Genomic DNA, 24667 nt, shown 5'->3' with positions numbered 1-24667 from the left:
TCGCTCAGGGGATTTCGACGCCTTGCTCTGCAAGCATGTCCACCAGCCTTATTAAAGGAAGGCCGATCAGGCTGGTGGCGTCCGGGCCTTCCGTGCTGCGAAACAGGCTCACGCCCAAACCTTCGGCCTTGAAGCTGCCTGCGCAGTCGTACGGCTGCTCGGCATGCAGATAGCGGCTGATGCGAGGTGCGCTGAGTTCGCGCATGTGGACAGTGAACGGCACGCAGTCGACCTGGCAATGGCCCGTCTGGCTGTTATACAACGCAAGGCCGGTGAGGAAACTCACGCTTTTGCCGCTGCTCGCGCTGAGCTGCTCCAGGGCGCGCTCAAAGGTGTGTGGCTTGCCGAGAATCTGCTCGCCCAGCACGGCAACCTGATCCGAGCCAATGATCAGGTGATCCGGAAAGCGCGCGGCCAGCGCTATCGCCTTTTCTTGCGCCAGGCGTTTCACCAGCGCAATCGCGGACTCCTGCGGGCGATGACTTTCATCGATATCCGGGGATGCGCAGACGAACGGTAAACGCAGCCGTTCGAGCAATTCCCGGCGATAAGGCGAGCTGGAAGCAAGGAGCAAAGGCAGCATGGGGTTCTCCAAAACATGAAAGTCGAGTGTAATCAGAGGGTCAGGTTGCGAACAGCCCTGAATTTCCTTTGACAGTCGAGGACCTCGTCCCTAGAATGCTGCGCCTATGTTGAATGACCCGATTCCACCTCACGTTGACCCGCGCAAATTAGCTGATCGTGGCACTACTCTTCAGGGAGAGATGCTGCTGGCTGATTTGGAGAGACTCTGCGACCCGCTTGCTGACAATCTCGGTACAGTGCAGGCGAAATTCGTTTTTGAACGAGACGAGCAACGCGCCGTGGTTATTCACAGCGAAATTGACGTCGAAGTCAAAATGGTTTGCCAGCGTTGTCTTGAGCTGGTCACCTTTCCGATCCACAGCGAATGCAGTTACGCCGTGGTGAAGGAGGGTGCAAACACCCAGTCGTTGCCGAAAGGCTATGACGTGCTGGAACTCGGCGAAGATCCATTGGATTTGCTGGCGTTGATCGAGGATGAGCTTTTGCTCGCCTTGCCCATTGTGCCAACTCATGATCCGAAAGAATGCCAGCAGCCGGCGGGCCTCGATGAGCCCGAGCCGAGCGTGGACGAGGTAACGCGGTCCAACCCGTTCAGTGTATTGGCGCAGTTAAAGCGTGACCCAAACGTTTAGGAGTTAATCAATTATGGCTGTTCAGCAGAACAAAAAATCCCGCTCTGCCCGTGACATGCGCCGTTCGCACGACGCTCTCGAGGCTAGCACCCTGTCTGTAGAAAAAACCACCGGTGAAGTTCACCTGCGTCACCACGTATCGCCTGAAGGCGTATACCGTGGCCGTAAAGTGATCGACAAGGGCGCTGACGAGTAATTTCTTGTCCGCTCCGGTCATCGCGATCGACGCAATGGGCGGGGACTTCGGTCCCCGCAGCATTGTTCAGGCCAGCATCGCCTGCCTGCTCGCTGCACCCTCGCTCCATCTGACCCTTGTCGGTCAAGCTTCCCTTCTTGAAGAACTCATCGCACGCCATTCCGGTGTCGATCGGTCGCGCCTGCTCGTCGTCAATGCCACCGAAGTCATCACCATGGATGACCGGCCTTCGCTTGCCCTGCGTGGCAAACCAGATTCGTCGATGCGTGTCGCATTGCGTCTGTTGGCGGACGGCAAGGCGCAGGCGTGTGTCAGTGCCGGAAATACTGGTGCGTTGATGGCCCTCTCACGGTTCGTCCTCAAGACCTTGCCGGGCATCGATCGTCCCGCAATGGTCGCGGCGATTCCGACCCGGCGTGGCTACTGTCAGCTGCTGGACCTGGGCGCGAACGTCGATTGCAGTGCCGAGAACCTCTACCAGTTCGCGGTCATGGGGTCGGTCGCTGCCGAAGCGTTGGGTGTGGAGCGGCCAAAGGTCGCACTGCTCAATGTCGGCACCGAAGACATCAAGGGCAATCAGCAGGTCAAGTTGGCGGCCAGTTTGTTACAGGCCGCCCCGGGGCTTAATTACATCGGGTTTGTCGAGGGTGACGGTCTGTACCGCGGTGAGGCCGATGTGGTGGTGTGTGACGGGTTTGTCGGGAATATCCTGCTCAAATCCAGCGAAGGCCTGGCCACCATGATCGGTGAGCGGATCGAGACGTTGTTTCGCCAGAACGTGCTGTCCAGGGCTGTCGGGGCGCTGGCGATGCCGCTCCTCAAACGCCTCAAGGCCGATCTGGCGCCCGCGCGTCACAACGGCGCGAGCTTTTTGGGGTTGCAGGGCATTGTAGTGAAGAGCCATGGCTCCGCAGGTGCCCAGGGCTTTCAGAGCGCGATTCAGCGTGCCCTGATCGAAATACAGGAGAATCTGCCAGAGCGCCTGCATGGGCGTCTGGAGGCGCTGCTGTAACGTGTCTTGAGCTAGAATGTGACCCCTGTGACTGGTGGGTCATCCAACTGTTCGGTCGCAACACTTTGAATTACCTTGCGTTCGGTCCGTCCGGACGTTCTTTTCGACGACAATAATCAGGGGCTTGTTAATGTCTGCTTCCGTCGCATTCGTCTTTCCGGGTCAGGGCTCGCAGTCCCTCGGCATGCTTGCCGAGTTGGGCGCGCAGTACCCGTTGATCCTGGACACGTTTAAAGAAGCCTCCGACGCTTTGGGTTATGACCTTTGGGCGCTGACTCAGCAGGGCCCGGAAGAAAACCTCAACCAAACCGACAAAACCCAGCCGGCCATTCTGACGGCTTCGATCGCCTTGTGGCGTTTGTGGCTGGCAGAAGGTGGCGTGCGTCCGGCGTTCGTCGCCGGCCACAGCCTGGGTGAATACAGCGCACTGGTGGCGGCTGGCAGCCTGTCGCTGGCCGATGCCGTCAAACTGGTGGAGCGTCGTGGTCAGTTGATGCAGGAAGCCGTTCCGGCCGGTCAGGGTGGCATGGCCGCCATCCTCGGTCTGGACGATGCCGATGTGATCGCAGCCTGCGCCGAAGCGGCTCAGGGCGAGGTCGTCAGCGCCGTGAATTTCAACTCGCCGGGCCAGGTCGTGATCGCCGGTGCCAAAGCGGCCGTCGAGCGTGCGATTGAGGCCTGCAAGGCCAAAGGCGCCAAACGTGCGTTGCCATTGCCGGTCAGTGTGCCGTCGCACTGCGAGCTGATGCGTCCTGCCGCCGAGCGTTTCGCCGAGTCCGTCGCTGCCATCGACTGGCAGGCGCCGCAAATTCCTCTGGTGCAGAACGTCAGCGCCAGCGTGGTCTCGGATCTGGACACGCTGAAAACCGATTTGCTGCAACAGCTGTACAAGCCGGTTCGCTGGGTCGAGTCGATTCAGGCGCTGGCTGCCAACGGTGCACTCCAACTGGTCGAGTGCGGTCCAGGCAAAGTACTGGCGGGTCTTAACAAGCGTTGCGCCGATGGCGTGAACACCCACAACCTCAATACCCCGGATGCCTTCGCCGCCACTCTCGCGGCGCTGGCCTGATAAGGAGAACCTGCATGAGTCAGGGTAAAGTTGCACTGGTCACCGGTGCGAGCCGTGGCATTGGTCGGGCGATCGCCCTGGAACTGGGGCGTAACGGCGCCATTGTGGTAGGTACTGCCACGACCGAGTCCGGAGCCGAGAAGATCACGGCTTACTTCAAGGAAAACGGCATCGAAGGCTTCGGTATTGCCCTCGATGTCGGCAGCGACGAGTCCGTCAGTGCTGTTCTGGCACAGATTCAGGAGCGCGTCGGCGCACCGTTGATCCTGGTCAATAACGCAGGCATCACCCGTGACAACCTGATGATGCGCATGAAGGATGACGAGTGGCATGACGTCATCAACACCAACCTGACCAGTCTGTATCGCCTGACCAAGGGTGTTTTGCGCGGCATGACCAAGGCGCGTTGGGGCCGTATCATCAGCATTGGCTCCGTAGTGGGTGCCATGGGCAACGCAGGTCAAGTAAACTACGCCGCCGCGAAAGCGGGACTGGAAGGTTTCAGTCGCGCGCTGGCCCGTGAAGTCGGCTCGCGAGCAGTGACTGTCAACTCGGTGACCCCAGGGTTTATCGACACCGACATGACCCGCGAGCTGCCTGAGGCACAACGTGATTCCCTGACGAGCCAGATTCCTCTGGGTCGACTGGGGCAGGCCGAAGAGATTGCGCATGTGGTCGCTTTTCTTGCCTCGGAAGGTGCAGGCTACGTTACCGGGGCTACAATCCCCGTGAACGGCGGCATGTACATGTGACTTCCCGTATCGAAAAAATGTCATACGGGCTGTCTAAAATCCGTTATAAAGCTGAAATCTATTAATGGGTTGAGGGGCGATGGGCGTAGCGGGGATTGCGTTGAGCTTGAAATACGCAAAACCTCTTCTATACACTTACCCATCGGCCAGCTGCCCGAATTTGTCCACTAGGAGTTAACACACGGTATGAGCACCATCGAAGAGCGCGTCAAGAAAATCGTTGCCGAACAACTTGGCGTCAAGGCTGAAGAAGTCACCAACACCGCTTCTTTCGTTGAAGACCTGGGTGCCGACTCCCTTGACACCGTTGAGCTGGTGATGGCTCTGGAAGAGGAATTCGAGACCGAAATCCCTGACGAAGAAGCCGAGAAGATCACTACTGTTCAAGCTGCTATCGATTACGTTACTGCCCACCAGGCGTAAGATTTTGTAATCGTTGCTCGCTGTCATGGAAAAACCGCACTGCCCCAGGCGTGCGGTTTTTTCTTTAAACAGGGCAGCGTTTCGTCAATAGAAAAAAGGAGAGTCCTGTGTCGCGTAGACGCGTCGTGGTCACCGGTATGGGTATGCTGACGCCATTGGGCAACGATGTGCCCAGTACATGGCAAGGCATTCTGGCTGGCCATAGTGGCATTGGCCTTATCGAACACACGGACCTTTCGGCTTACACGACTCGCTTCGGCGGTTCGGTCAAAGGATTCAAGGTCGAAGATTATCTGTCGCCCAAAGAGGCGCGCCGTCTCGATCTCTTCATTCAGTACGGCCTGGCTGCCAGCTTCCAGGCGGTGCGCAATGCCGGTATCGAAATCACTGACGCAAACCGTGAGCGCATAGGCGTAGCCATGGGTTCCGGCATCGGTGGTTTGACCAATATCGAAAATACCAGCCGCCTGCTTCACGAGCAGGGGCCGGGCAAGATCTCCCCGTTCTTCGTACCGGGTTCGATCATCAACATGATTTCCGGCTTCCTGTCGATCCACTTGGGCGCACAAGGGCCGAACTACGCCATCGCGACGGCTTGCACGACGAGCACGCACTGCATCGGCATGGCTGCGCGCAACATCGCCTATGACGAGGCGGATGTGATGATTGCTGGTGGCGCCGAGATGGCCGCCTGTGGTCTGGGCATGGGCGGCTTCGGCGCCTCCCGTGCACTGTCGACCCGAAACGACGAACCGACCCGCGCCAGTCGTCCTTGGGACAAGGGCCGTGATGGCTTCGTGCTGTCCGACGGCGCGGGTGCGCTGGTTCTCGAAGAACTGGAACATGCCAGAGCCCGTGGCGCGACGATCTACGCCGAGTTGATCGGTTTCGGAATGAGCGGCGACGCTTTCCACATGACCTCGCCGCCGGAAGATGGCGCGGGTGCGGCACGCTGCATCACCAATGCCTTGCGCGATGCGAAAGTCACGCCGGATCAGGTCCAGTACATCAACGCTCACGGCACATCGACTCCGGCAGGCGACCTGGCCGAGGTCAACGCGATCAAGTCGGTCTTTGGCGATCACGCCTACAAGCTGGCGGTCAGTTCCACCAAGTCCATGACCGGTCACTTGCTGGGTGCAGCAGGCGCCATCGAAGCGATTTTCAGCGTACTGGCAATCAATGGCCAGGTGGCGCCACCGACCATCAACCTCGATGAGCCGGGCGAAGGTTGCGATCTGGATTTCGTGCCTCATGAACCGCGCAACATGCCGATCGACGTTGTCGTTTCCAACTCGTTCGGGTTTGGCGGCACGAACGGCTCACTGGTGTTCCGTCGGTACGCCGAATGACAGTGTGCTGGATCGATGGCGCGCCGGCCGACTCCCTGCCCGTCAAGGATCGGGGATTGGCCTACGGCGATGGCCTGTTCGAGACCCTTCTGGTCAAGGCGGGCCAGCCATTGCTGTTCGAGCGTCACCTGCAGCGCCTTGCGCTGGGTGGACGGCGCCTGGCGCTTAACCTCGATCTCCCGTTGATTGAACGGGAATGCCGGGCATTTGCGGTGCAGATGAGCGAAGGCGTGATGAAGTTGATCGTCACCCGTGGCGATGGCGTGCGCGGTTACGCGCCCGCCGTCGACGCCCAGCCTCGGCGCATCCTGCAAAGCAGTCCGCTGCCTCTCTACCCTCAGGCGAATGCCGAACAGGGTGTTCGTCTTTTTCCCTGCAAGACCCGACTGGCCGAACAGCCGCTGTTGGCAGGTCTCAAGCACCTCAATCGTCTGGAGCAAGTCATTGCGCGCGGAGAATGGACCGATGCAGAGCATGCCGAGGGCCTGATGCGTGACACCACGGGCCGGGTCGTCGAAGGGGTCTACAGCAACTTGTTCATGGTCAAGGGCGGCGTGCTGCTGACACCGGACCTGACGCGCTGCGGGGTCGCGGGCGTGATGCGTGCCGAATTGCTGACCTTGGCCGAGCAGGCAAACATGCCGGCTCGCGCGCTTGATCTGCAGATGTCCGACCTGCAAAAGGCCGATGAGGTCTTTGTGTGTAACAGCGTCTATGGCATCTGGCCTGTTCGTGCGTTCGAGCAACTGAACTGGCCGGTTGGACCGGTCACCCGTAAACTGCAAAACCTCGTTCGCGGGCTTCTGGATATCTGATTCGTGATCCGAAAATTATTTGTCTTGCTGGAAACCGGTGTGATTCTGGCGGGGCTGTTACTGGGTCTGGCCTTCTGGCAGCAGAGCAACGCGCTGCAACAACCCTTGAAATTGACGCAAGAGCAATTGCTCGATGTGCCGGCGGGCTCGTCGCCGACGGGCGTGCTCAATCGTCTGGAAGCCGACGGCGTCATCAAGGATGCTTTCCTGTTGCGCCTTTACTGGCGTTTCAATTTGTCTGGCCAGTCGCTGCACAGCGGTGAATACCGCATGACGCCGGGCATGACGGCGAAGTCGTTGTTGGCGTTGTGGGAAAAGGGCGACGTCGTGCAGTACAGTCTGACGCTGGTCGAAGGCTGGACATTCCGTCAGGTTCGCGCGGCGCTCGGCAAGCAGGCGAAGCTCGAACAGACCCTCAGCAATCTGAGCGACAGTGAGGTGATGGCCAAACTGGGCCACCCCAATGTCTTCCCCGAAGGTCGCTTCTTTCCCGACACCTATCGCTACGTCCGCGGGATGACCGACGCCGAATTGCTCAAGCAGGCGTATAACCGGCTCGATGCGGTGCTGCAGGAGGAATGGGAAAAGCGAGCGGCGGACGTACCTTATGTCGATCCCTATCAGGCGTTGATCATGGCGTCGTTGGTGGAGAAAGAGACGGGCGTGCCGCAGGAGCGTGGGGAGATCGCAGGGGTTTTCGTACGACGACTGCAGCAAGGTATGTTGTTGCAAACCGATCCAACTGTCATTTACGGACTCGGCGAGCGCTATAACGGCAAGATCACCCGCGCTTTTCTGAAGGAAGCCACGCCTTACAACACCTATGTCATTTCCGGTCTGCCGCCGACGCCCATCGCCATGGTCGGCCGCGAGGCCATTCATGCCGCCATGAACCCCGTGGCGGGCAGCAGTCTGTACTTTGTCGCACGAGGTGACGGCAGCCATGTGTTCTCCGACGACCTGGAGGCTCACAACGCGGCCGTGAAGGAGTTTCAGCTCAAACGTCGGGCCGACTACCGCTCCAGCCCTGCGCCCGTTGTGCCTGCGCCGGGCGTCGATGCGGCGCCGACGGCCGAGAAGCCTGCGACCGACACGACGCCAGCGCCTGAGTCCACAGCTTCCCAGCCACAGCCGGCTGAGCAGAAGACGCCAGAGCCCGGGACAGCCGAACAACCCAATGCGCCGACCGACTCAAGTGACAAGGTCGAGAAGAAGGGCGAGCAGAGCCCGCAATGAATCTGATTAAGGACTGCCTGTGACCGGTTTGTTTATTACGCTGGAAGGTCCCGAAGGTGCGGGCAAGAGCACCAACCGCGAATACCTGGCCGAGCGCCTGCGCAGCCACGGTGTCGATGTGGTGCTGACCCGCGAGCCGGGCGGCACGCCATTGGCTGAGCGCATTCGCGAACTGCTGCTGGCGCCCAGCGACGAAACGATGGATGCCGACACCGAGCTGCTGCTGGTGTTCGCGGCCCGTGCGCAGCATCTGGCGGGCGTGATTCGCCCGGCGCTGGCCCGGGGGGCGGTGGTCCTTTGCGATCGTTTCACGGACGCAACATACGCCTATCAAGGCGGCGGTCGCGGTCTGTCGGTCGAGCGCATTGCCGCGCTGGAAAACTTCGTTCAGGGCGATCTGCGGCCCGACCTGACGCTGGTGTTCGACCTGCCGGTGGAGATCGGCTTGTCGCGCGCGGCGGCGCGTGGTCGTCTGGATCGCTTTGAACAGGAAGGCCGCCCGTTCTTCGAGGCGGTGCGCACGACCTACCTGAATCGTGCCGCCGCCGCGCCTGAGCGTTATCGTCGGGTGGATGCCGCGCTGCCGCTGGATCAGGTGCAGGCGTCGCTCGATACGCTGATGCCTGATTTGCTGGACCTGTTGGCGGCACGCCGAAATGGCTGAGGCCTACCCTTGGCAGCACGCGCTCTGGCAGCAATTGGCAGGCCGTAGCCAGCATGCGCATGCCTACTTGCTTCACGGTCCGGCGGGCATCGGCAAGCGGGCGCTCGCCGAGCGTTTGATGTACCTGTTGTTGTGCCAGCAACCTCAGGGGCTGGAAGCCTGTGGTCACTGCAAGTCCTGTTCGTTGCTGGCGGCGGGCAGTCATCCCGACAATTACGTGCTGGAACCGGAAGAGGCGGACAAGGCGATCAAGGTCGATCAGGTGCGTGACCTCGTCAGTTTCGTGGTTCAGACCGCGCAGATGGGCGGGCGCAAGGTGGTGCTCATCGAGCCGGTGGAGTCGATGAACATCAACGCCGCCAACGCCTTGCTGAAAAGTCTGGAAGAGCCGTCCGGGGACACCGTGTTGCTGTTGGTCAGTCATCAGCCCAGCCGTTTGTTGCCCACCATCAAGAGCCGTTGTGTCCAGCAGGCCTGCCCGCTGCCGAGCGAAGCCATGAGTGTGGCGTGGCTGGCGGAGGCCTTGCCAGACTGCACCGAAGACGAACGCGTCGAGCTGTTGACACTGGCAGCCGGTTCTCCGCTGGCCGCTGTGAGTCTTCAGGCGCAAGGTGTGCGAGAGCAACGCGCCCAGGTGGTAGACGGGGTGAAGAAGCTGCTCAAAGGTCAGCAATCACCGACTCAGCTCGCCGAAGGCTGGAAAGACATCCCGTTGTTGCTGTTGTTCGATTGGTTCTGCGACTGGTCGAATCTGGTGCTGCGTTACCAGCTCACCGAGGACGAAAGCGGCCTCGGGCTGGCTGATATGCGCAAGGTGCTGCAGTACCTGGCGCAAAAGTCGCGTCAGTCCACTGTGTTGGCCATGCAGGACTGGGTGCTGTTGCAGCGTCAGAAAGTGCTGTCTAAAGCGAACCTGAATCGGGTTTTGTTGCTCGAAGCCTTGTTGGTGCAGTGGGCATCCTTGACCGGACAGGGTTAGACTGGCCCTCTGCATGACATCAGTATTGCCCGAGGAAGTTGAGATGAGCGTGCCACTGAGCCCAGGTCCACGTAACGGCATCCTGTCCCTGACCATCAAGGACAAGTCTGTCCTGTACGCGGCCTATATGCCCTTCATCAAGAACGGCGGACTGTTCATTCCCACCAGCAAGAGCTACAAGCTGGGCGATGAAGTGTTCATGCTGCTCAACCTGATGGACGAGCCGGAGAAAATCCCGGTCGCGGGCAAAGTCACCTGGATCACGCCCAAGGGCGCACAGGGCAATCGCGCGGCGGGCGTTGGCGTGCAGTTCAACGACGGCGACAATACCGCGCGCAACATGATCGAAAATTACCTGGCCGGCGCCCTCAAGTCCGACCGTCCTACCCACACGATGTAAGTTGTTGCGATTCCCATGCTTGTAGATTCCCATTGCCACCTGGATCGTCTCGATCTCACCGAACACGCCGGCTCGCTCGATAACGCCCTTGAGGCTGCTCGCGGCCGTGGTGTCGGTCATTTTCTGTGCATTGGCGTCAGCGCCGACAATGCCGGGGCGGTCAAGGCGCTGGCAGAGCGTTACGACGACGTCGATTGCTCGGTCGGCATTCATCCGCTGGACCTCAAACCGGGCGAGGCGCCCGCGATGGAGTGGTTGCTCAATGAGTTGAATCACCCACGCGTGGTGGCCATCGGTGAGACAGGCCTGGATTATCACTACGAGCCGGAAGCGGCGGAGTTGCAGCAGGCCTCTTTTCGCCTGCATTTACAGGCAGCCAGCGTGACAGGCAAGCCGGTGATCGTGCACACCCGAGGTGCGCGCGAAGACACGCTGACCCTGTTGCGTGAAGCCGCCTTGCCCCAGGCGGGCGTGCTGCACTGCTTCACGGAAGACTGGGACATGGCCAAGGCCGCACTGGACCTTGGGTTTTACATCTCGCTCTCTGGCATCGTGACATTTCGCAATGCCGACGCCTTGCGCGATGTGGCGAGCAAAGTGCCTGCCGACCGTCTGCTGGTCGAGACCGACTCGCCTTACCTAGCGCCGATTCCCTACCGTGGTAAGCCCAATCTGCCGCAGTACGTTCGTGAAGTGGCGGAGTTTCTGGCGATGCTGCGTGGCGAAAGCTACGAGCGTTTTGCCGAACAGACCAGCAATAACTTCAAGCGTCTGTTTCCGCTGGCCAGAGTCAAGCAGGCCGCTTGAGGCGCCCGCTTCCGAAAGACCAGGCGCTGAAGCGTTAAATTGCAGGCAAAAAAAACCCGGGTTCTGGGGGGTGAATCCGGGTTAAGACCATTAGGAGTAAAACAAAGACACGCTATCCATTGGTGCCTTTACCGATGCCGGCACTTGGGGGAGATGCCGCATCAGCGAATTTAAGTATTGGTCATATTCCACGGGCGTCCAGCGCTGTGCTGTACGTTTTTTAAACAGTTTTGGAATATCAGACCGCTGCTGATACCTCAATGCATGGCGACGCGCCGCACTATCGCCAATGTGTCTTCGATCACGCGTGATTGTGTGTAGAAGTGCGGCGAAAATCGTACCCCAGGCCCTCTGGGCAGACACACCACCTGATTTTGCATGAGTTGTTGCCACACAGTGTTTGCCTGCAAGCCATCGATGCTGAAAGTCAGGATGCCGGAGCGTCGCTCGGCTTCGCGGGATGAATGCAATCGCACACCGCTGATCGCGCTCAGACCTTCTTCGAGCCATTTCACCCGTTCCAGGACAGCATTCCCGACCTGTTCCATCCCGATTTCTTCGAGCAATGACAGGCTCGCGTCCAGCGCCATGGCGCCGAGTGTATTCGGGCTGCCGCATTCGAACCGCCGAGCGCTGGCGGCGGGCTGCCATTCTTCACGCCCATAGTCACCGGAGTGCTCGAGCATGTGCCAGCCGAACTCGTGCAGCTTCAGGTGGGGCCTTAACGCGGCGCGACAATAGAAAACGCCAAGTCCTTCCGGGCTGCACATCCATTTGTGGCCGTCCGCCATCGCGAAGTCGCACTGGCTGGCCTGAACATCGAAGGGAAGGGCACCAATGTGTTGAATGGCGTCGATGCAGAACAGCACGCCGCGTTGCTTCAAGCCGTGACCCAGGCGTTCGATATTCAGGCGTGTACCCGTCGCGAACTGCACCGAGCTGACGGAAAGCAGGCGTGTGCGCGGCCCGCACGCCGCCAGCAGTGCCGCTTCCGGGTCGTCGCCTTTCAAGCTGACTTGAACCACGTCGACGCCCTGCGGCTTGAGGGCTTCCCAGACGACACGGTTGGACGGAAATTCTTCGTCGCTGATCACCACGTTATCGCCCGCTTTCCAGTCGAGGCCAAAAGCGACAAAAGACAGGGCTTCCGAGGTGTTTTTGACCAGGGCAATGTCATCGGTCGACGGTGCGTTCAGCAGCCGGGCCAACCGTTCACGAAGGCGTTGCTCGACCTTCATCCAGTCCGGATAGTCGCGCGCGCCCAGTAAAACGTTCTCTTCAGCGAATTGACGGACTGCGCCAGCGGTGCGTTTTGGCCATGGACCGACCGCTGCGTGGTTTAAATATCGCAAATCGGGGGCTTGGGCGAATTCGTCATGAAACGTAGACATGGTCGGATGATCCGTGCAATTTGCTGCAAGTTAGGCATAATGTGCGGCTTCGATTTTGAACCCACAGCCTCTTCCTATGCAGAAAGAACCTCGTAAGGTCCGTGAGTTTCGGCGCCGTGAGCAAGAAATTCTCGATACCGCGCTCAAGCTGTTTCTCGAACAGGGTGAAGACAGTGTCACCGTCGAGATGATTGCTGATGCCGTGGGTATTGGCAAAGGCACCATTTATAAGCATTTCAAGTCGAAGGCGGAGATTTATCTGCGTCTTATGCTCGACTACGAGCGTGATTTGAACGAGTTGCTTCACTCTGCCGACGTCGACAAGGACAAGGAAGCGCTCTCGCGCGCCTACTTTGAATTCCGCATGCGTGACCCGCAGCGGTATCGCCTGTTCGACCGTCTGGAAGAGAAGGTGGTCAAGGGCAACCAGGTCCCGGAGATGGTCGAGCAGTTGCACAAGATCCGTGCCTCGAACTTCGAACACCTGACCCTGCTCATCAAAGGCCGGATCTCCGAAGGCAAGCTGGAAGACGTGCCGCCTTATTTCCACTACTGCGCGGCCTGGGCGCTGGTGCATGGCGCGGTGGCGCTGTACCACTCGCCGTTCTGGAGCAATGTGCTGGAAGATCAGGAAGGCTTTTTCCAGTTCTTGATGGACATCGGTGTGCGCATGGGCAACAAGCGCAAGCGTGACCCTGAATCCGGTCATGACCTCAAGCCGGAAATCTCCGGGGCGTGAACCTCGTTTCTCGATAGCTCACCTCATGGGCAGACACGCTAGCGTGCTCTGCCCATGATCGGCTCAGTGTTTGCCCGGAATGCCGCTTGCTAAAAGTTGATTTATGAGTCAGTTTTTTGCGTGCTGTGCCATCCCCGGAGTTTCCCATGATCGTTGATCGCCAAGGCCGACGTTTCCGCAACCTGCGGATCAGTCTGACGTCTGCGTGCAATTACTCCTGTACCTACTGCGTGCCCGACGGCAAGCGGCTGGTCGCTGCGCAGAACGAACTGTCGGCGGACGCCATGGCGCGCGGCGTGGAATACCTGATTGAGGCGGCAGGCATCGAATGCTTGCGTATCACGGGCGGCGAGCCGTTGGTGAGCCCACGTCTTGAGGGCTTCATGCGCCAGCTTGGCCGAATGGGCCTTTCCGACATCAGCCTGACCACCAACGGCCAGCTTCTGGCGCGCAAGCTGCCGATCTTGCTGGACGCCGGCATTCGTCGGATCAACGTTTCGCTAGACACGCTTGATCCCGCCGCCTTTCGCGTGATCGCTCGGGGAGGCGACTTGAACACCGTGCTCGAGGGCATGGAGCAGGCGAGGGCGGCGGGCATTCGGATCAAGGTCAATATGGTGCCGTTGCGGGGTCAGAACCTTGATCAGGTCATGCCGCTGCTGGACTACTGCCTGACGCGTGGCTACGAATTGCGCTTCATCGAGTTGATGCGCATGGGGCATTTGGCAGGCGATCAGAATGCCTTTCTTCAGCAATTCGTCAGCCTTGCGCAACTGCTGTCGCTGATCGGCGAGCATTACGAGTATTTGCAGGCCGATGCGCCGGTCGATGCGACGGCGGTTCGTTATCGCATTCCTGATAAAGGCTATTTCGGCGTCATCGCCAACGAAAGCGTACCGTTCTGCCGCACGTGCTCGCGTCTGCGTCTTTCCTCGACGGGATGGCTGCACGGTTGCCTGTCGTCCAGCCATCGTCATTACGTCGGCGATCTCTTCGACAAGCCGCGGCACGAGGCTTTGCCGGCGTTGCAGCGCTTGCTGATCAAAGCACTGGGTGACAAGCAGGCGGTTGCGTTTTCGGGCGGCGCGACCGTCATGAAGATCATCGGCGGTTGAGTCCTGCCCCTATCGCGAATCGAACCGTACGATAGGCCAGCAGGGTCGTGACATCTCTGCTGTATGCGAGACTTTTCGCGAATGAATTCGCTCCCACGGGCATAGTGCCTCAGGTTTACCCAGAGCTGGCGCAAAAGCTGCATTAACCGGCCATTCGCCGGTTTTCCGTCGCCGGACTTTGGAGGAAGTAATGCGTAGCCTGGTTTTACTGCTGACGTCGTTGGCATTGAGTGGCTGCATGCACGTCAGCGATCTGGCACAGGGCGCCCATGACGAGCTCAGCGACGCGGGTCTGCTGGACCATAGCTCTACGCGCCGGATCAATAACTTCCGCCTGCAGCCGGACTCGTTCATTTATATCGCTCAAGGCGCCTTCGCTCCGCCGGGCGGCGCCTACCCGCGTCCTAACGTGGTCGCCGAAGAAGCCTTCAACGGTTTCATCGAGTACTTCCCGATGGTTCGCCGCGCGCGCGCACCGGAAGGTCTGGATGATGCGATGAACGAGGCCCGTGCGGCTGGCGCGCATTATCTGCTCTATACCCGTTTTGCCAAAGCGGACGACCGCATTGGCAATTTTGACGAGTGGTCGGACCAAGAAGCGGTGGATCGTCTGGGAGTCGACAGCGGTGTGATTCAGCTGATGCTGATCGAAACCAACAGTCGCTATCTGATCGATTCGGCGCGGATTCACAGCCGTGGCGGCTTGCTGACGCTGCACGACACCAAGCCTGAGGATTTGCTAGGTCCACCGATGGAGGATTACGCTCGCAGTTTGTTGGGCGTCGAAGCCCGCTGAGGAATAGCGTATGAGTGATCCGGGCAAAGCCAATGACCTGCTGGCGCAGATCCCCAAGAGCGGCAAGGGGTTGCCGCCTGTGCACCTGTGGAATCCGGATTTCTGTGGCGATATCGACATGCGCATCGCGCGCGACGGCACCTGGTTTTATCTGGGCACGCCGATCGGGCGCAAACCCATGGTCCGCCTCTTTTCCACCATCATCCGGCGCGACGGCGATGACTATTTCCTGATCACGCCGGTCGAGAAGGTCGGTATCACGGTCGATGACGCGCCTTTCGTGGCAGTGTTGCTGGAAGTGCTGGGCGAGGGCGAATCGCAGGTGCTGCGTTTCACCACCAACGTCGAAGACGTGGTGGAGGCGGGTGCCAAACATCCCTTGCGCGTCTCGATCGACCCGGCAACCCAGGAGCCAGCGCCTTACCTCCATGTGCGCAGCAACCTGGAGGCGTTGATCCATCGCAATGTCTTCTATCAACTGGTTGACCTGTCGGTCACCCGCGAGATCGAAGGGGAGCGCTGGATGGGCGTCTGGAGCCATGGCGAGTTCTTCCGTATCGGTCTGGAGCCCTGACGGATCGAACCGTCTTGCTGTCTGTTCTGCCAGGTCAATTGCCTGGCACCTCTCTCGCGGTTAAAGTGCCGCCCCCCGATTTTTCTGAGGTTCTTGCATGAGTCAGTCCATTGCTATCGCCGTGATCGGCGCCACCGGTACTGTCGGCGAAACCATCGTCCAGATCCTTGAAGAGCGCGATTTCCCGGTGGGCGATCTGCACCTGCTGGCCAGTGCGGAATCGGCGGGCAGCTCGGTCGCGTATCGTGGCAAGAACGTGCGCGTGCGTGAGGTCGACGCGTTTGATTTCAACAAAGTGAAGATCGCCTTTTTCGCTGCGGGCCCGGCCGTGACCCGCAGTTACGCCGCTCGCGCGACCGCAGCGGGTTGTGCCGTGATCGATTTGTCCGGCGGTCTGCCGGTGGAGCAGGCGCCTAACGTGGTCCCCGAGGTCAACGCTCCGTTGCTTGCCAGTCTCGCGAAACCGTATCAGGTCGCCTGCCCGAGCCCGGCAGCGGCGGCATTGTCCGTGGTGCTGGGGCCGTTGCGCGCGCTCCTCGACGTCCAGCGGGTCAGCGTGACCGCGTGCATGGCTGTATCGAGCCTGGGCCGTGAAGGTGTCACCGAACTCGCGCGGCAAACCGCTGAGTTGCTGAATGTTCGACCACTGGAACCCAAGGTGTTTGACCGGCAGATGGCGTTCAACGTGTTGGCTCAAGTCGGAACGCCAGACGCGCAGGGTCATGTTCCTCTTGAAAAACGTTTGGTCGCCGAGTTGCGAGAGTTGCTGTCGCTGCCTTTAATCAAGGTCGGTGTGACCTGCATTCAAGTACCTGTGTTTTTCGGCGATAGCCTGAGCGTGTCGGTGCAGACGTCGGCGCCCGTGGATGTTGCAGCGGTCGCTGCGGCGCTCGATGCCGCACAGGGGATCGATCTGGTCGACGCGGACGATTATCCGACCCCGGTCGGCGATGCGGTCGGCCAGGATGCTGTTTATGTAGGACGCTTGCGCAGCGGAATCGACGATGCCTGTGAACTCAATTTCTGGGTGACGTCGGACAATGTGCGCAAAGGCGCGGCGCTGAACGCTGTGCAGGTGGCTGAATTGTTGATAAAAGACGTTGTGTAAAAGATACTTGCCAACAATTCAAAGAATCATTCTAGCTGCGGCGTGTCGAAACGCCCTACGCCCTAGCAGGCTTTATCTTCTCGGTCGCCGGGGAAATTTTAAACAAGGGATGGGCTATGGTTCAGGTTCGTAAACTGGTTTTAGCAATCGCTGCAGCTTCGGCGCTGACATCCGGGATGGCCCAGGCGCTCGGCCTCGGCGGTTTGACCGTCAAGTCGACCCTGAATCAGCCGCTGCTGGCCGAAATCGAACTCACGCAGGTCCAGGACCTCAATGCGGCGCAGGTCGTGCCGAGTCTGGCCACCTCTGCCGAGTTCGCGCAAGCGGGCGTCGGCCGGATGGCGATCCTCGATGACCTGACGTTTACGCCGGTGGTCAATCCCGGTGGCAAGAGCGTGCTGCGGATCACGTCGACCAAGCCTATCCGCGATCCCTACGTGAAATTCCTCGTGCAGGTGCTCTGGCCCAACGGCCGTGTGCTGCGCGGATACAGCCTGTTGCTCGACCCGCCGAAGTTTTCGCCACAGGCGGCCGCTGCCGCCGCGCAATTGCCGTCCACTGCACCGAGCACTGCGCCCGCGCAGGCTCCGGCCACACAGACGCCATCCCCGGCACCTGCCCAGCCACCTGCTGCGCCGGCTTCCCCGAAATACACCGAATACACCACGGCCAACAACGACACGTTGTGGGAGATCGCCGAGCGTGTGCGTAACGGCGGTACCGTTCAGCAAACCATGCTGGCGATTCAGGCGCTCAATCCGGATGCGTTCATCGCGGGCAACATCAACCGTCTGAAAAAAGGTCAGGTATTGCGCCTGCCTTCGCCGCAGGAAGTCAGCGCGACACCGCAACCGCGCGCCGTCGCTGAGGTTGCCGAACAGAATCGCGCATGGCGTGAGGGCCGTCGCATGCCAACCGGCGCGCGTCAGGTGGATGCGACCCGTCGTGATCGTACCGACGCAACGCCTGCCCAGATCGACGCCAAGGACAACCTGAGCCTGGTCGCGGCCAACGCCAAGCCAGGCGCGAAGGGGCCGGCCGGTGATGCCGCCGAACTGAGCAACAAACTCGCGGTGACCCAGGAAAGCCTGGACAGCACCCGTCGCGACAATGCCGAGCTCAAGAGCCGCATGAGCGATTTGCAAAGTCAGGTGGACAAGCTGAACCGTCTGATCCAGCTGAAGAACGACCAGCTGGCCAAGATGCAGGCCGCGGGCGCAGCGGTTCCGCCGCCTGCCGCCGACGCGAACAGCACCGTCAGCCCGAACAGCGTGACCAATCCGAACAACGCCGCTAACCCGGCGATGCCTGCCCAAATCGTTCAGCCGTCTGCCGCGCCCGATGCTGCAGGCAAACCACCGAATGAAATCGCGCCGGAAGACGCGCTGCCGGTCGAGGGCGCCAAGGTGGAAGGCGCTACACCGGATCAGCCGCTGGCCGTTGCGCCGCCTGAGGCAGCGGACAGCGCTGACAACCAGAGCGCCCTCGACAAGATTCTGGCCAGCCCGATGCTCATGGGGTTGATCGGCGGCGGTGCTTTGCTGGTGTTGCTGTTGCTTCTGTTGCTGTTGGCTCGTCGTCGCAATGCTTTGATCGAGGCTGAGAAACACCGACAAATGGCCCGCGCGCTGTCGGAAGAGTCCGACTTTGCGTCAGACATGGACATGCCTGAAAGCAGTTTCGAGGGCCTGGAGGTACCTCCGCCCAATGTAAAGATGGCACCGCTGGCGGCCGTGATCGTCGAGCCGACCCGCGAACGTCCCGCTGATGTGCTCGTGCAGGCCGAAATCCACATCGCTTATGGCCGCACCAATCAGGCTGCTGCGTTGCTGGAAGAAGCCATCAAGGAAGAGCCTCTGCGTAGCGATCTGCGCCTCAAGCTCATGGAAATCTACGCCCAGCAGGACAACCAGGCAGGTTTCGTCGCACAGGAGCGGCAACTGGTTGCCACGGGAAAGAACCACGCTGAAGTCGAACAGCTCAAAACCCGTTATCCCGCCATGGCAGCCGCGGCTGCAGCGGCGGCGGGCGTTGCGGCCGCGGCGGCTTTGGCGGCAGAAATGGATGCAAAGTACGTTGAGGATCTGCTCAGCGACAAGGACGAGCCTGCGCCGGTGGTTGAAGCTGACCCTGCGCCCGAGCCTGCCGCGCAAGCGCCCGATGACTTCGACACTGCGTTCGATTTAAGCCTGGACGACCTGGAGGCTACGTCGCCTGCTGAGGTCAAGGACTACTCCGCGCACGTTGCGGATGACGGCCTCGACGATCTGGATCTGGACGCACCGTTCGGCGGTTCGACCCCGGACGATCTGGATTTCGATTCGATCCTGCGTGAACAGACCGAGGCCAAGAATACCGAACCGACCGATCTGGCGGACTTCGACCTGAACCTGGCAGAAGATCAGCCGGGGCTGAAGGCTGAGGACGATTATCTGCTGGGCATGGAAGATGAGTTGCGCGATCTGCCAGCCTTCGACGAAACGGCCGACCTGGGTGCCAGCAAACCTGCTTCGGAAGACGACCTTGAGTTGCCGGCCGATTTCGATCTGTCGCTGGCCGACGAGATGGAGACCGAGCAGGCTTCGCAAGCCTTTGCCTCCGAGATCGATGACGTGAACGCCGAGCTTGAGCGCCTGTCGCAGAGCCTTGAGCAGCCTGCCATCGCCAAGCCATTCGACAACACGCCGACCTTCACCGAAGACGACGCGTTGCTGGCCGATGACGAGCCTGAGTTCGATTTCCTCTCGGGCACTGACGAAGCAGCGACCAAGCTGGACCTGGCCCGTGCCTACATCGAAATGGGCGACGCCGACGGCGCTCGCGACATTCTCGATGAGGTGGTGGCGGAAGGGGACGACGGACAGAAAACCGAAGCCCGCGAGATGTTGTCGCGACTCGCTTGATCGGGATGTGCTCTGTATGAAAAACGACCGCTTCGGCGGTCGTTTTGTTTTTGTGCTGCGCTCACATGCCGAGTATGTAGGGTCTGTGGGAGCGAATTCATTCGCGAGAGGTTCCCGCACCCGGTACCGCAACGTCGCCTGACGCATTCTTCGCGAATGGATGCGCTGCCACAGTGGGGGCGCACTGCCAATGGCGTCTTTTCCCTGCATCCGTATAATGGCCGCCCTTGCGCATCTCGACAGGCTTCAAGCTCTTGGCAACTACAGACACAGAGGCAGAAACAGCGGCAGCCGAAATGGCCGCCGAGGGTTTTTCCAGAATCGCACTGGGCGTGGAATACAAAGGTTCGCGTTACAGCGGCTGGCAGCGACAGTCCACCGGCGTGTTGACGGTTCAGGAGACGTTGGAAAACGCCTTGTCCAGAGTGGCTGATTCTCCGGTTTCGCTGATGTGCGCCGGTCGTACCGATGCGGGCGTTCATGCCTGTGGGCAAGTCGTGCATTTCGATACCAAGGCCGTGCGCACGATGAAGGCGTGGACCATGGGCGCCAACATCAACCTGCCTCACGACATCAGCGTGACCTGGGCGAAAGAAATGCCGGCGCATTTTCATGCGCGCTTCAAGGCGATTGCCCGTCGCTATCGCTATGTCATCTATAACGACCAGATCCGCCCTGCGCACCTGGGCCAGGAAATCACCTGGAACCACCGCCCCCTGGACGTAGAGCGCATGGCGCTGGCGGCCGAGTATCTGGTGGGGACTCACGACTTCAGTGCGTTTCGTGCCGGGCAATGCCAGGCCAAATCACCGATCAAGCAGATTCACCACCTGCGCGTCACCCGCCACGGCAAGATGATTGTCATCGACATTCGCGCCAATGCCTTCCTTCACCACATGGTGCGCAACATCGCCGGTGTGCTGATGACCATCGGGGCAGGGGAGCGGCCGATCGAGTGGGCCAGTGAAGTGCTTGAGAGTCGCGTGCGGCGTACCGGCGGCGTGACCGCGCATCCTTTCGGTCTTTATCTGGTGCAGGTCGAATACCGGGACGAGTTTCCGTTGCCGGAGCGTTATGTCGGTCCGCACTTTCTCACCGGGTTCACAGAACTGGAAGGCTGACGCCCGGAACAGCATTTGCTACCATCCGGGACTTTCGCAAGGCTTGAGGTCTTCACTACATGTCTGCCGTTCGCAGCAAGATCTGCGGGATTACCCGCATAGAAGATGCGTTGGCCGCTGTCGAAGCGGGAGCCGACGCCATCGGCTTCGTGTTCTACCCCAAGAGCCCGCGTGCCGTGACCGCCGAACAGGCGCAGGCGATCATTGCCCAATTGCCACCGTTCGTGAGCACCGTCGGGCTGTTCGTCAATGCCGAGCGGGACGCTTTGAAAGCCTTGCTCAACGAGGTGCCATTGGACCTTATCCAGTTTCACGGCGACGAAACCCCGGAGCAGTGCGAAGGCTACCATCGCCCTTACATCAAGGCGTTGCGTGTGCAGGCCGGTGATGACATCGCCGCCAGCTGCGACCTGTATGACAAGGCGAGCGGTATCCTGCTGGACACCTATGTCGCAGGCGTCCCCGGCGGTACGGGCGAAACTTTCGATTGGGCATTGATTCCAAAACATCTGAGCAAGCCGATCATTCTGGCCGGTGGCCTTACGTCAGCTAATGTCTCTCAAGCCATCGCGCAGGTCCGTCCTTACGCGGTGGACGTCAGCGGTGGCGTGGAAAAGACCAAGGGCATCAAGGACCACGACAAGATCCGCGCCTTCATGAGCGCGGTGCACGGCGCATGAGCGTTTTTTCCGCTGGCGTGGCCCGTTGATGTGACGGCAGACCAGCGGTCGCCGTCCACTAGCCTGCGACCACGGTTTGTGGGCAACCAAAATTGAACAGGCGAAGACGCCCAGGCGTTTCGCGGTAAGAAGTTGAGCGCAGTCATAGACGAAGATGTCGTCACAGCAGGTCAGGCCCAGGCGCCGATCGTTGTGCGACGGTTCGCCAGACTGCAGACGAAATTTGATTAGGCATGCGCGTGGCATTGATCGCCATTGCGTTTCGGCCACCGGTACTGGAGAAAGAAAGCATGAGCAACTGGTTGGTAGACAAACTGATCCCTTCGATCATGCGTTCCGAGGTCAAGAAAAGCTCGGTACCTGAAGGCCTTTGGCACAAATGCCCATCCTGTGAGGCGGTGCTGTACCGGCCAGAGCTGGAAAAGACCCTGGACGTTTGCCCAAAGTGCAACCACCACATGCGTATCGACGCCCGCGCACGTTTGAACATCTTCCTCGACACCGAAGGTCGTCAGGAGATCGGTGCGGATCTTGAGCCTGTCGATCGTCTGAAATTCCGTGACAGCAAGAAGTACAAGGACCGACTGGTCGCCGCACAGAAGCAGACCGGTGAAAAAGACGCACTGATTTCCATGAGCGGTACCCTGTTGGGTATGCCCGTGGTGTGCAGTGCCTTTGAATTTTCGTTCATGGGCGGTTCGATGGGTGCGATCGTGGGCGAGCGTTTCGTTCAGGCCGCCAACTACGCGCTGGAAAAACGTTGCCCAATGATCTGCTTTGCCGCGTCCGGTGGCGCGCGCATGCAGGAAGCCCTGATTTCTCTGATGCAGATGGCCAAGACCTCGGCGGTTCTGGCGCGCCTGCGTGAAGAAGGCATTCCGTTCATCTCCGTACTGACCGACCCGGTGTACGGTGGTGTGTCGGCGAGTCTGGCGATGCTGGGTGACGTGATCGTCGCCGAGCCGAAAGCCCTGATCGGTTTTGCCGGTCCTCGCGTGATCGAACAGACCGTGCGCGAAAAACTGCCGGAAGGCTTCCAGCGCAGTGAGTTCCTGCTGGATCACGGCGCGATCGACATGATCGTTCACCGTCAGGAGCTGCGTCAGCGTCTGGGCAATCTGCTCGCTCAGATGATGGGCCTGCCAACCCCCAAATTCGTTGCCCCTAAACTCGAACCGATCGTTGTTCCACCTGCTCCGGCGAACATATGACCGCACGCTCTCTGAGCGACTGGCTCAGCTACCTGGAGCAACTGCACCCGTCTGCCATTGACATGGGGCTGGACCGTTCGCAACAGGTAGCGCTGAACATCGGTCTGAGCCGCCCCGCGCCTCGCGTCATTACCGTCACCGGCACCAACGGGAAAGGCTCAACCTGTGCCTTTGTCGCCTCGTTGCTGCAAGCTCAGGGCTTGAAGGTCGGCGTCTACAGCTCGCCGCACCTGGTTCGTTACAACGAGCGGGTGCAGGTACAAGGCGTGGAAGCCACCGATGAGCAGTTGTGCGAGGCTTTCGAGGTGATCGAGAAGGCGCGCGGCGATATTTCCCTGACCTACTTTGAAATGGGCACGCTGGCGGCGTTCTGGCTGTTCGAGCAGGCGGCGCTGGATGCTGTTGTGCTGGAAGTCGGTCTGGGCGGGCGCCTGGATGCGGTCAACCTGATAGACGCCGACATGGCGCTGGTGACCAGCATCGGTGTCGACCACGCCGAGTGGCTGGGCAATACCCGCGAGTCGGTGGCGTTCGAAAAGGCCGGTATTTTCCGCGAAGGTCGCCCGGCGCTGTGTGGCGACCTTGATCCTCCGCAGCCGTTGCTGGATCGCGCGCAGGCGTTGAATTGCCCGCTGTCCTTGCGCGGCAGTGATTTCGATCTGTCCGTCGAGTCGGCGGGCTGGAACTGGTTCGGTACCGATGCCAAGGGGCAGCGCGTGGAGTTGCGCGACCTGCCGCTGCTCGACTTGCCGATGCAGAATGCCGCGCTGGCGTTGCAGGCCTATCTGTTGATGGGGTTGCCGTGGAATGAGGACTCCATTCGTGCTGCCTTGCTGGATACTCGTGTCACCGGTCGACTGGATCGGCGTACGTTCGAGTGGCAGGGTAAGCCGTTGCACCTGTTGCTGGATGTTGGGCACAACCCGCATGCGGCGGTCTTCCTGGCCCAGCGTCTGGATCAGCGACCTGTCGCCGGCAAGCGTCTGGCGGTGTTCGGCCTGCTCAACGATAAGGATCTGGACGGCGTGCTGACCGAGCTGACGCATTGCTTCAGCCGATGGGCGGTGGCGCCGCTGCCGACCGCGCGCAGTCGCTCGGAACAGGAAATTGCTCAGGCATTACAGAACCTTGGCGCGACCGTGACGTCCTACCCCAGTGTCGCCCAGGCGCTTGAGGCGCAGTGTGCACACGCGACCGCGGACGACGAAATTGTCCTGTTCGGGTCTTTTTATTGCGTAGCCGAGGCCCTGGAATGGCTTGCTGGCGCGTCACGGAGGAAGTGACACATGGCTTTGCTGGATAAGGCGTATAAACAACGCATGGTGGGCGCGCTGGTACTGATTGCCATCGCGGTGATTTTCCTGCCGATGCTGTTTTCGCGTCAGGATGAAGCGCGTCATGTGCAGGTGGACGCGCCAGCGGCCCCGCAGGCGCCTGCTGTTTCTCAGCTCAAGGTCGAGCCGGTGTCGGTTCCGGAGCAGCAACCGCTGCCACAAGAACCCGTACCGACCGATGAGGAGCTGGCGCATCCGAGCCAGCCGACGGTCAACCAGCAACCGCCATCCATGCCCATCGCACCGGCGCCGTCCAAGCCTGTCGCCTCAGCGCCGGCCGCGAAGGCGACACCTGCGCCTGTTCCGGCAAAACCGGCAACGGCCCCGGCGCCTGCTGCGCCAGCACCTGCGCCTGCAACGCCTGCCGCAGACCCGAGTCGGGTCGATGCCAACGGTCTGTCGATCACTTGGGCCGTTCAAGTGGCCAGCCTGTCCAACCGGGCCAATGCCGACAATCTGCAGAAAACCCTTCGCACTCAGGGCTACAACGCCTATATCCGCACGTCTGACGGCGTGAACCGGGTGTTTGTCGGTCCGCTGATCGAGCGCGCCGAGGCGGATCGCCTCCGGGACCAACTCGACAAGCAACAGAAGCTCAAAGGTATCGTCGTACGCTTCGTGCCTGAGCGTAAGTAGTCTTCTCCTGATCGCGCCGTTCTCTTCGCGAGCAAACACCTTCCTGCAACGGGAGTCACGGTTTGCTCGGCGAGGGGAGAGTGTTTACTGGCTGTAGCGCCCGCCAAAGTCCAATAGTTCGCGTTAATTGGCGACCA

25 protein-coding genes and 1 pseudogene are annotated in these 24667 nt (G+C 60.2%); 24 read left to right on the top strand and 2 right to left on the bottom strand.

Translation table 11 applies throughout. The features are described from left to right. Positions 1-4 precede the first annotated feature (4 nt). Positions 5-583, bottom strand: coding sequence for a Maf family protein (locus ABDX87_RS05735; protein ID WP_346832002.1), 579 nt, complete (start codon positions 581-583; stop codon positions 5-7). A gap of 106 nt (positions 584-689) precedes the next feature. Between ABDX87_RS05735 and ABDX87_RS05730 the strand changes: the two genes are divergently transcribed. The 13 genes from ABDX87_RS05730 to ABDX87_RS05670 all read left to right on the top strand — a co-directional run bounded on the left by ABDX87_RS05730 (position 690) and on the right by ABDX87_RS05670 (position 10922). Continuing rightward, complete coding sequence (locus ABDX87_RS05730) at positions 690-1217, top strand: YceD family protein (protein WP_074757751.1); 528 nt, start codon at positions 690-692, stop codon at positions 1215-1217. A gap of 13 nt (positions 1218-1230) precedes the next feature. Then, positions 1231-1413 carry a 50S ribosomal protein L32 gene (gene rpmF, locus ABDX87_RS05725; protein ID WP_003179396.1) on the top strand — a complete coding sequence of 61 codons (183 nt, stop codon included), beginning with the start codon at positions 1231-1233 and terminating at the stop codon, positions 1411-1413. A gap of 4 nt (positions 1414-1417) precedes the next feature. Further along, positions 1418-2425, top strand: a complete 1008-nt coding sequence (gene plsX / locus ABDX87_RS05720) for a phosphate acyltransferase PlsX (RefSeq protein ID WP_346832001.1) — start codon at positions 1418-1420, stop codon at positions 2423-2425. 130 nt (positions 2426-2555) lie between these two features. Next, the gene (fabD, locus tag ABDX87_RS05715) at positions 2556-3494 is read left to right on the top strand and encodes an ACP S-malonyltransferase (RefSeq protein WP_346832000.1); all 939 of its coding nucleotides are present in this window, start codon (positions 2556-2558) and stop codon (positions 3492-3494) included. 14 nt (positions 3495-3508) lie between these two features. After that, positions 3509-4246: a 3-oxoacyl-ACP reductase FabG gene (gene fabG / locus ABDX87_RS05710; protein ID WP_346831999.1), complete on the top strand. Its 738-nt coding sequence runs from the start codon at positions 3509-3511 to the stop codon at positions 4244-4246. 186 nt (positions 4247-4432) lie between these two features. Further along, positions 4433-4669 (top strand): acyl carrier protein, encoded by a 237-nt coding sequence (gene acpP, locus ABDX87_RS05705; protein WP_081567453.1) that lies wholly within the window; start codon positions 4433-4435, stop codon positions 4667-4669. 107 nt (positions 4670-4776) lie between these two features. Next, positions 4777-6021, top strand: a complete 1245-nt coding sequence (gene fabF / locus ABDX87_RS05700) for a beta-ketoacyl-ACP synthase II (RefSeq protein ID WP_346831998.1) — start codon at positions 4777-4779, stop codon at positions 6019-6021. Further along, positions 6018-6836 (top strand): aminodeoxychorismate lyase, encoded by an 819-nt coding sequence (pabC, locus tag ABDX87_RS05695; RefSeq protein ID WP_346831997.1) that lies wholly within the window; start codon positions 6018-6020, stop codon positions 6834-6836. Before fabF ends, pabC begins: the two co-directional genes overlap by 4 nt. A gap of 3 nt (positions 6837-6839) precedes the next feature. After that, positions 6840-8072, top strand: a complete 1233-nt coding sequence (mltG, locus tag ABDX87_RS05690) for an endolytic transglycosylase MltG (protein WP_346831996.1) — start codon at positions 6840-6842, stop codon at positions 8070-8072. Positions 8073-8091: 19 nt separating this feature from the next. Further along, positions 8092-8736: a dTMP kinase gene (gene tmk / locus ABDX87_RS05685; protein ID WP_346831995.1), complete on the top strand. Its 645-nt coding sequence runs from the start codon at positions 8092-8094 to the stop codon at positions 8734-8736. Beyond that, positions 8729-9715, top strand: coding sequence for a DNA polymerase III subunit delta' (locus ABDX87_RS05680; protein WP_346831994.1), 987 nt, complete (start codon positions 8729-8731; stop codon positions 9713-9715). Before tmk ends, ABDX87_RS05680 begins: the two co-directional genes overlap by 8 nt. Positions 9716-9758: 43 nt before the next feature. Next, complete coding sequence (locus tag ABDX87_RS05675; protein WP_037011754.1) at positions 9759-10115, top strand: PilZ domain-containing protein; 357 nt, start codon at positions 9759-9761, stop codon at positions 10113-10115. 15 nt (positions 10116-10130) lie between these two features. After that, positions 10131-10922 carry a TatD family hydrolase gene (locus ABDX87_RS05670; protein WP_346831993.1) on the top strand — a complete coding sequence of 264 codons (792 nt, stop codon included), beginning with the start codon at positions 10131-10133 and terminating at the stop codon, positions 10920-10922. A 257-nt stretch (positions 10923-11179) separates the two neighbouring features. Here the strand turns inward: ABDX87_RS05670 and ABDX87_RS05665 are convergent, their stop codons facing one another. After that, positions 11180-12313 (bottom strand): aminotransferase class V-fold PLP-dependent enzyme, encoded by a 1134-nt coding sequence (locus ABDX87_RS05665; RefSeq protein WP_346831992.1) that lies wholly within the window; start codon positions 12311-12313, stop codon positions 11180-11182. 76 nt (positions 12314-12389) lie between these two features. On the opposite strand from ABDX87_RS05665, the gene ABDX87_RS05660 reads away from it, so the two are divergent. From ABDX87_RS05660 to ABDX87_RS05610, 11 genes and pseudogenes are all read left to right on the top strand, one after another. Then, positions 12390-13052, top strand: a complete 663-nt coding sequence (locus ABDX87_RS05660; RefSeq protein WP_346831991.1) for a TetR/AcrR family transcriptional regulator — start codon at positions 12390-12392, stop codon at positions 13050-13052. 146 nt (positions 13053-13198) lie between these two features. Further along, positions 13199-14167: a GTP 3',8-cyclase MoaA gene (locus ABDX87_RS05655; protein ID WP_346831990.1), complete on the top strand. Its 969-nt coding sequence runs from the start codon at positions 13199-13201 to the stop codon at positions 14165-14167. Between the two features lie 190 nt (positions 14168-14357). Then, positions 14358-14963: a DUF4823 domain-containing protein gene (locus ABDX87_RS05650; protein ID WP_346831989.1), complete on the top strand. Its 606-nt coding sequence runs from the start codon at positions 14358-14360 to the stop codon at positions 14961-14963. A 10-nt stretch (positions 14964-14973) separates the two neighbouring features. Next, positions 14974-15537 carry a DUF1285 domain-containing protein gene (locus ABDX87_RS05645; protein WP_346831988.1) on the top strand — a complete coding sequence of 188 codons (564 nt, stop codon included), beginning with the start codon at positions 14974-14976 and terminating at the stop codon, positions 15535-15537. 97 nt (positions 15538-15634) lie between these two features. Continuing rightward, positions 15635-16645 (top strand): aspartate-semialdehyde dehydrogenase, encoded by a 1011-nt coding sequence (locus tag ABDX87_RS05640; RefSeq protein WP_346831987.1) that lies wholly within the window; start codon positions 15635-15637, stop codon positions 16643-16645. A gap of 116 nt (positions 16646-16761) precedes the next feature. Next, complete coding sequence (locus tag ABDX87_RS05635; RefSeq protein WP_346831986.1) at positions 16762-19548, top strand: FimV/HubP family polar landmark protein; 2787 nt, start codon at positions 16762-16764, stop codon at positions 19546-19548. Between the two features lie 296 nt (positions 19549-19844). Next, positions 19845-20669: a tRNA pseudouridine(38-40) synthase TruA gene (gene truA / locus ABDX87_RS05630; RefSeq protein WP_346833708.1), complete on the top strand. Its 825-nt coding sequence runs from the start codon at positions 19845-19847 to the stop codon at positions 20667-20669. A 59-nt stretch (positions 20670-20728) separates the two neighbouring features. Next, positions 20729-21349 (top strand): phosphoribosylanthranilate isomerase, encoded by a 621-nt coding sequence (locus tag ABDX87_RS05625; RefSeq protein WP_346831985.1) that lies wholly within the window; start codon positions 20729-20731, stop codon positions 21347-21349. A gap of 290 nt (positions 21350-21639) precedes the next feature. Further along, entirely contained in the window at positions 21640-22560 is a 921-nt protein-coding gene (accD, locus tag ABDX87_RS05620) for an acetyl-CoA carboxylase, carboxyltransferase subunit beta (protein WP_346831984.1), read from the top strand. Continuing rightward, positions 22557-23863, top strand: a pseudogene (gene folC, locus ABDX87_RS05615) (bifunctional tetrahydrofolate synthase/dihydrofolate synthase). The gene accD and the pseudogene folC overlap by 4 nt, the downstream one beginning before the upstream one ends. Then, positions 23847-24530 (top strand): SPOR domain-containing protein, encoded by a 684-nt coding sequence (locus ABDX87_RS05610; RefSeq protein WP_346831983.1) that lies wholly within the window; start codon positions 23847-23849, stop codon positions 24528-24530. Before folC ends, ABDX87_RS05610 begins: the two are co-directional and overlap by 17 nt. Positions 24531-24667: the final 137 nt, after the last annotated feature.

The organism is Pseudomonas abietaniphila, assembly GCF_039697315.1.
Taxonomy (GTDB): domain Bacteria; phylum Pseudomonadota; class Gammaproteobacteria; order Pseudomonadales; family Pseudomonadaceae; genus Aquipseudomonas; species Aquipseudomonas abietaniphila_B.
Note: the sequence above shows the minus strand (reverse complement) of the source record. Positions and strands in the feature narration are given on the sequence as shown.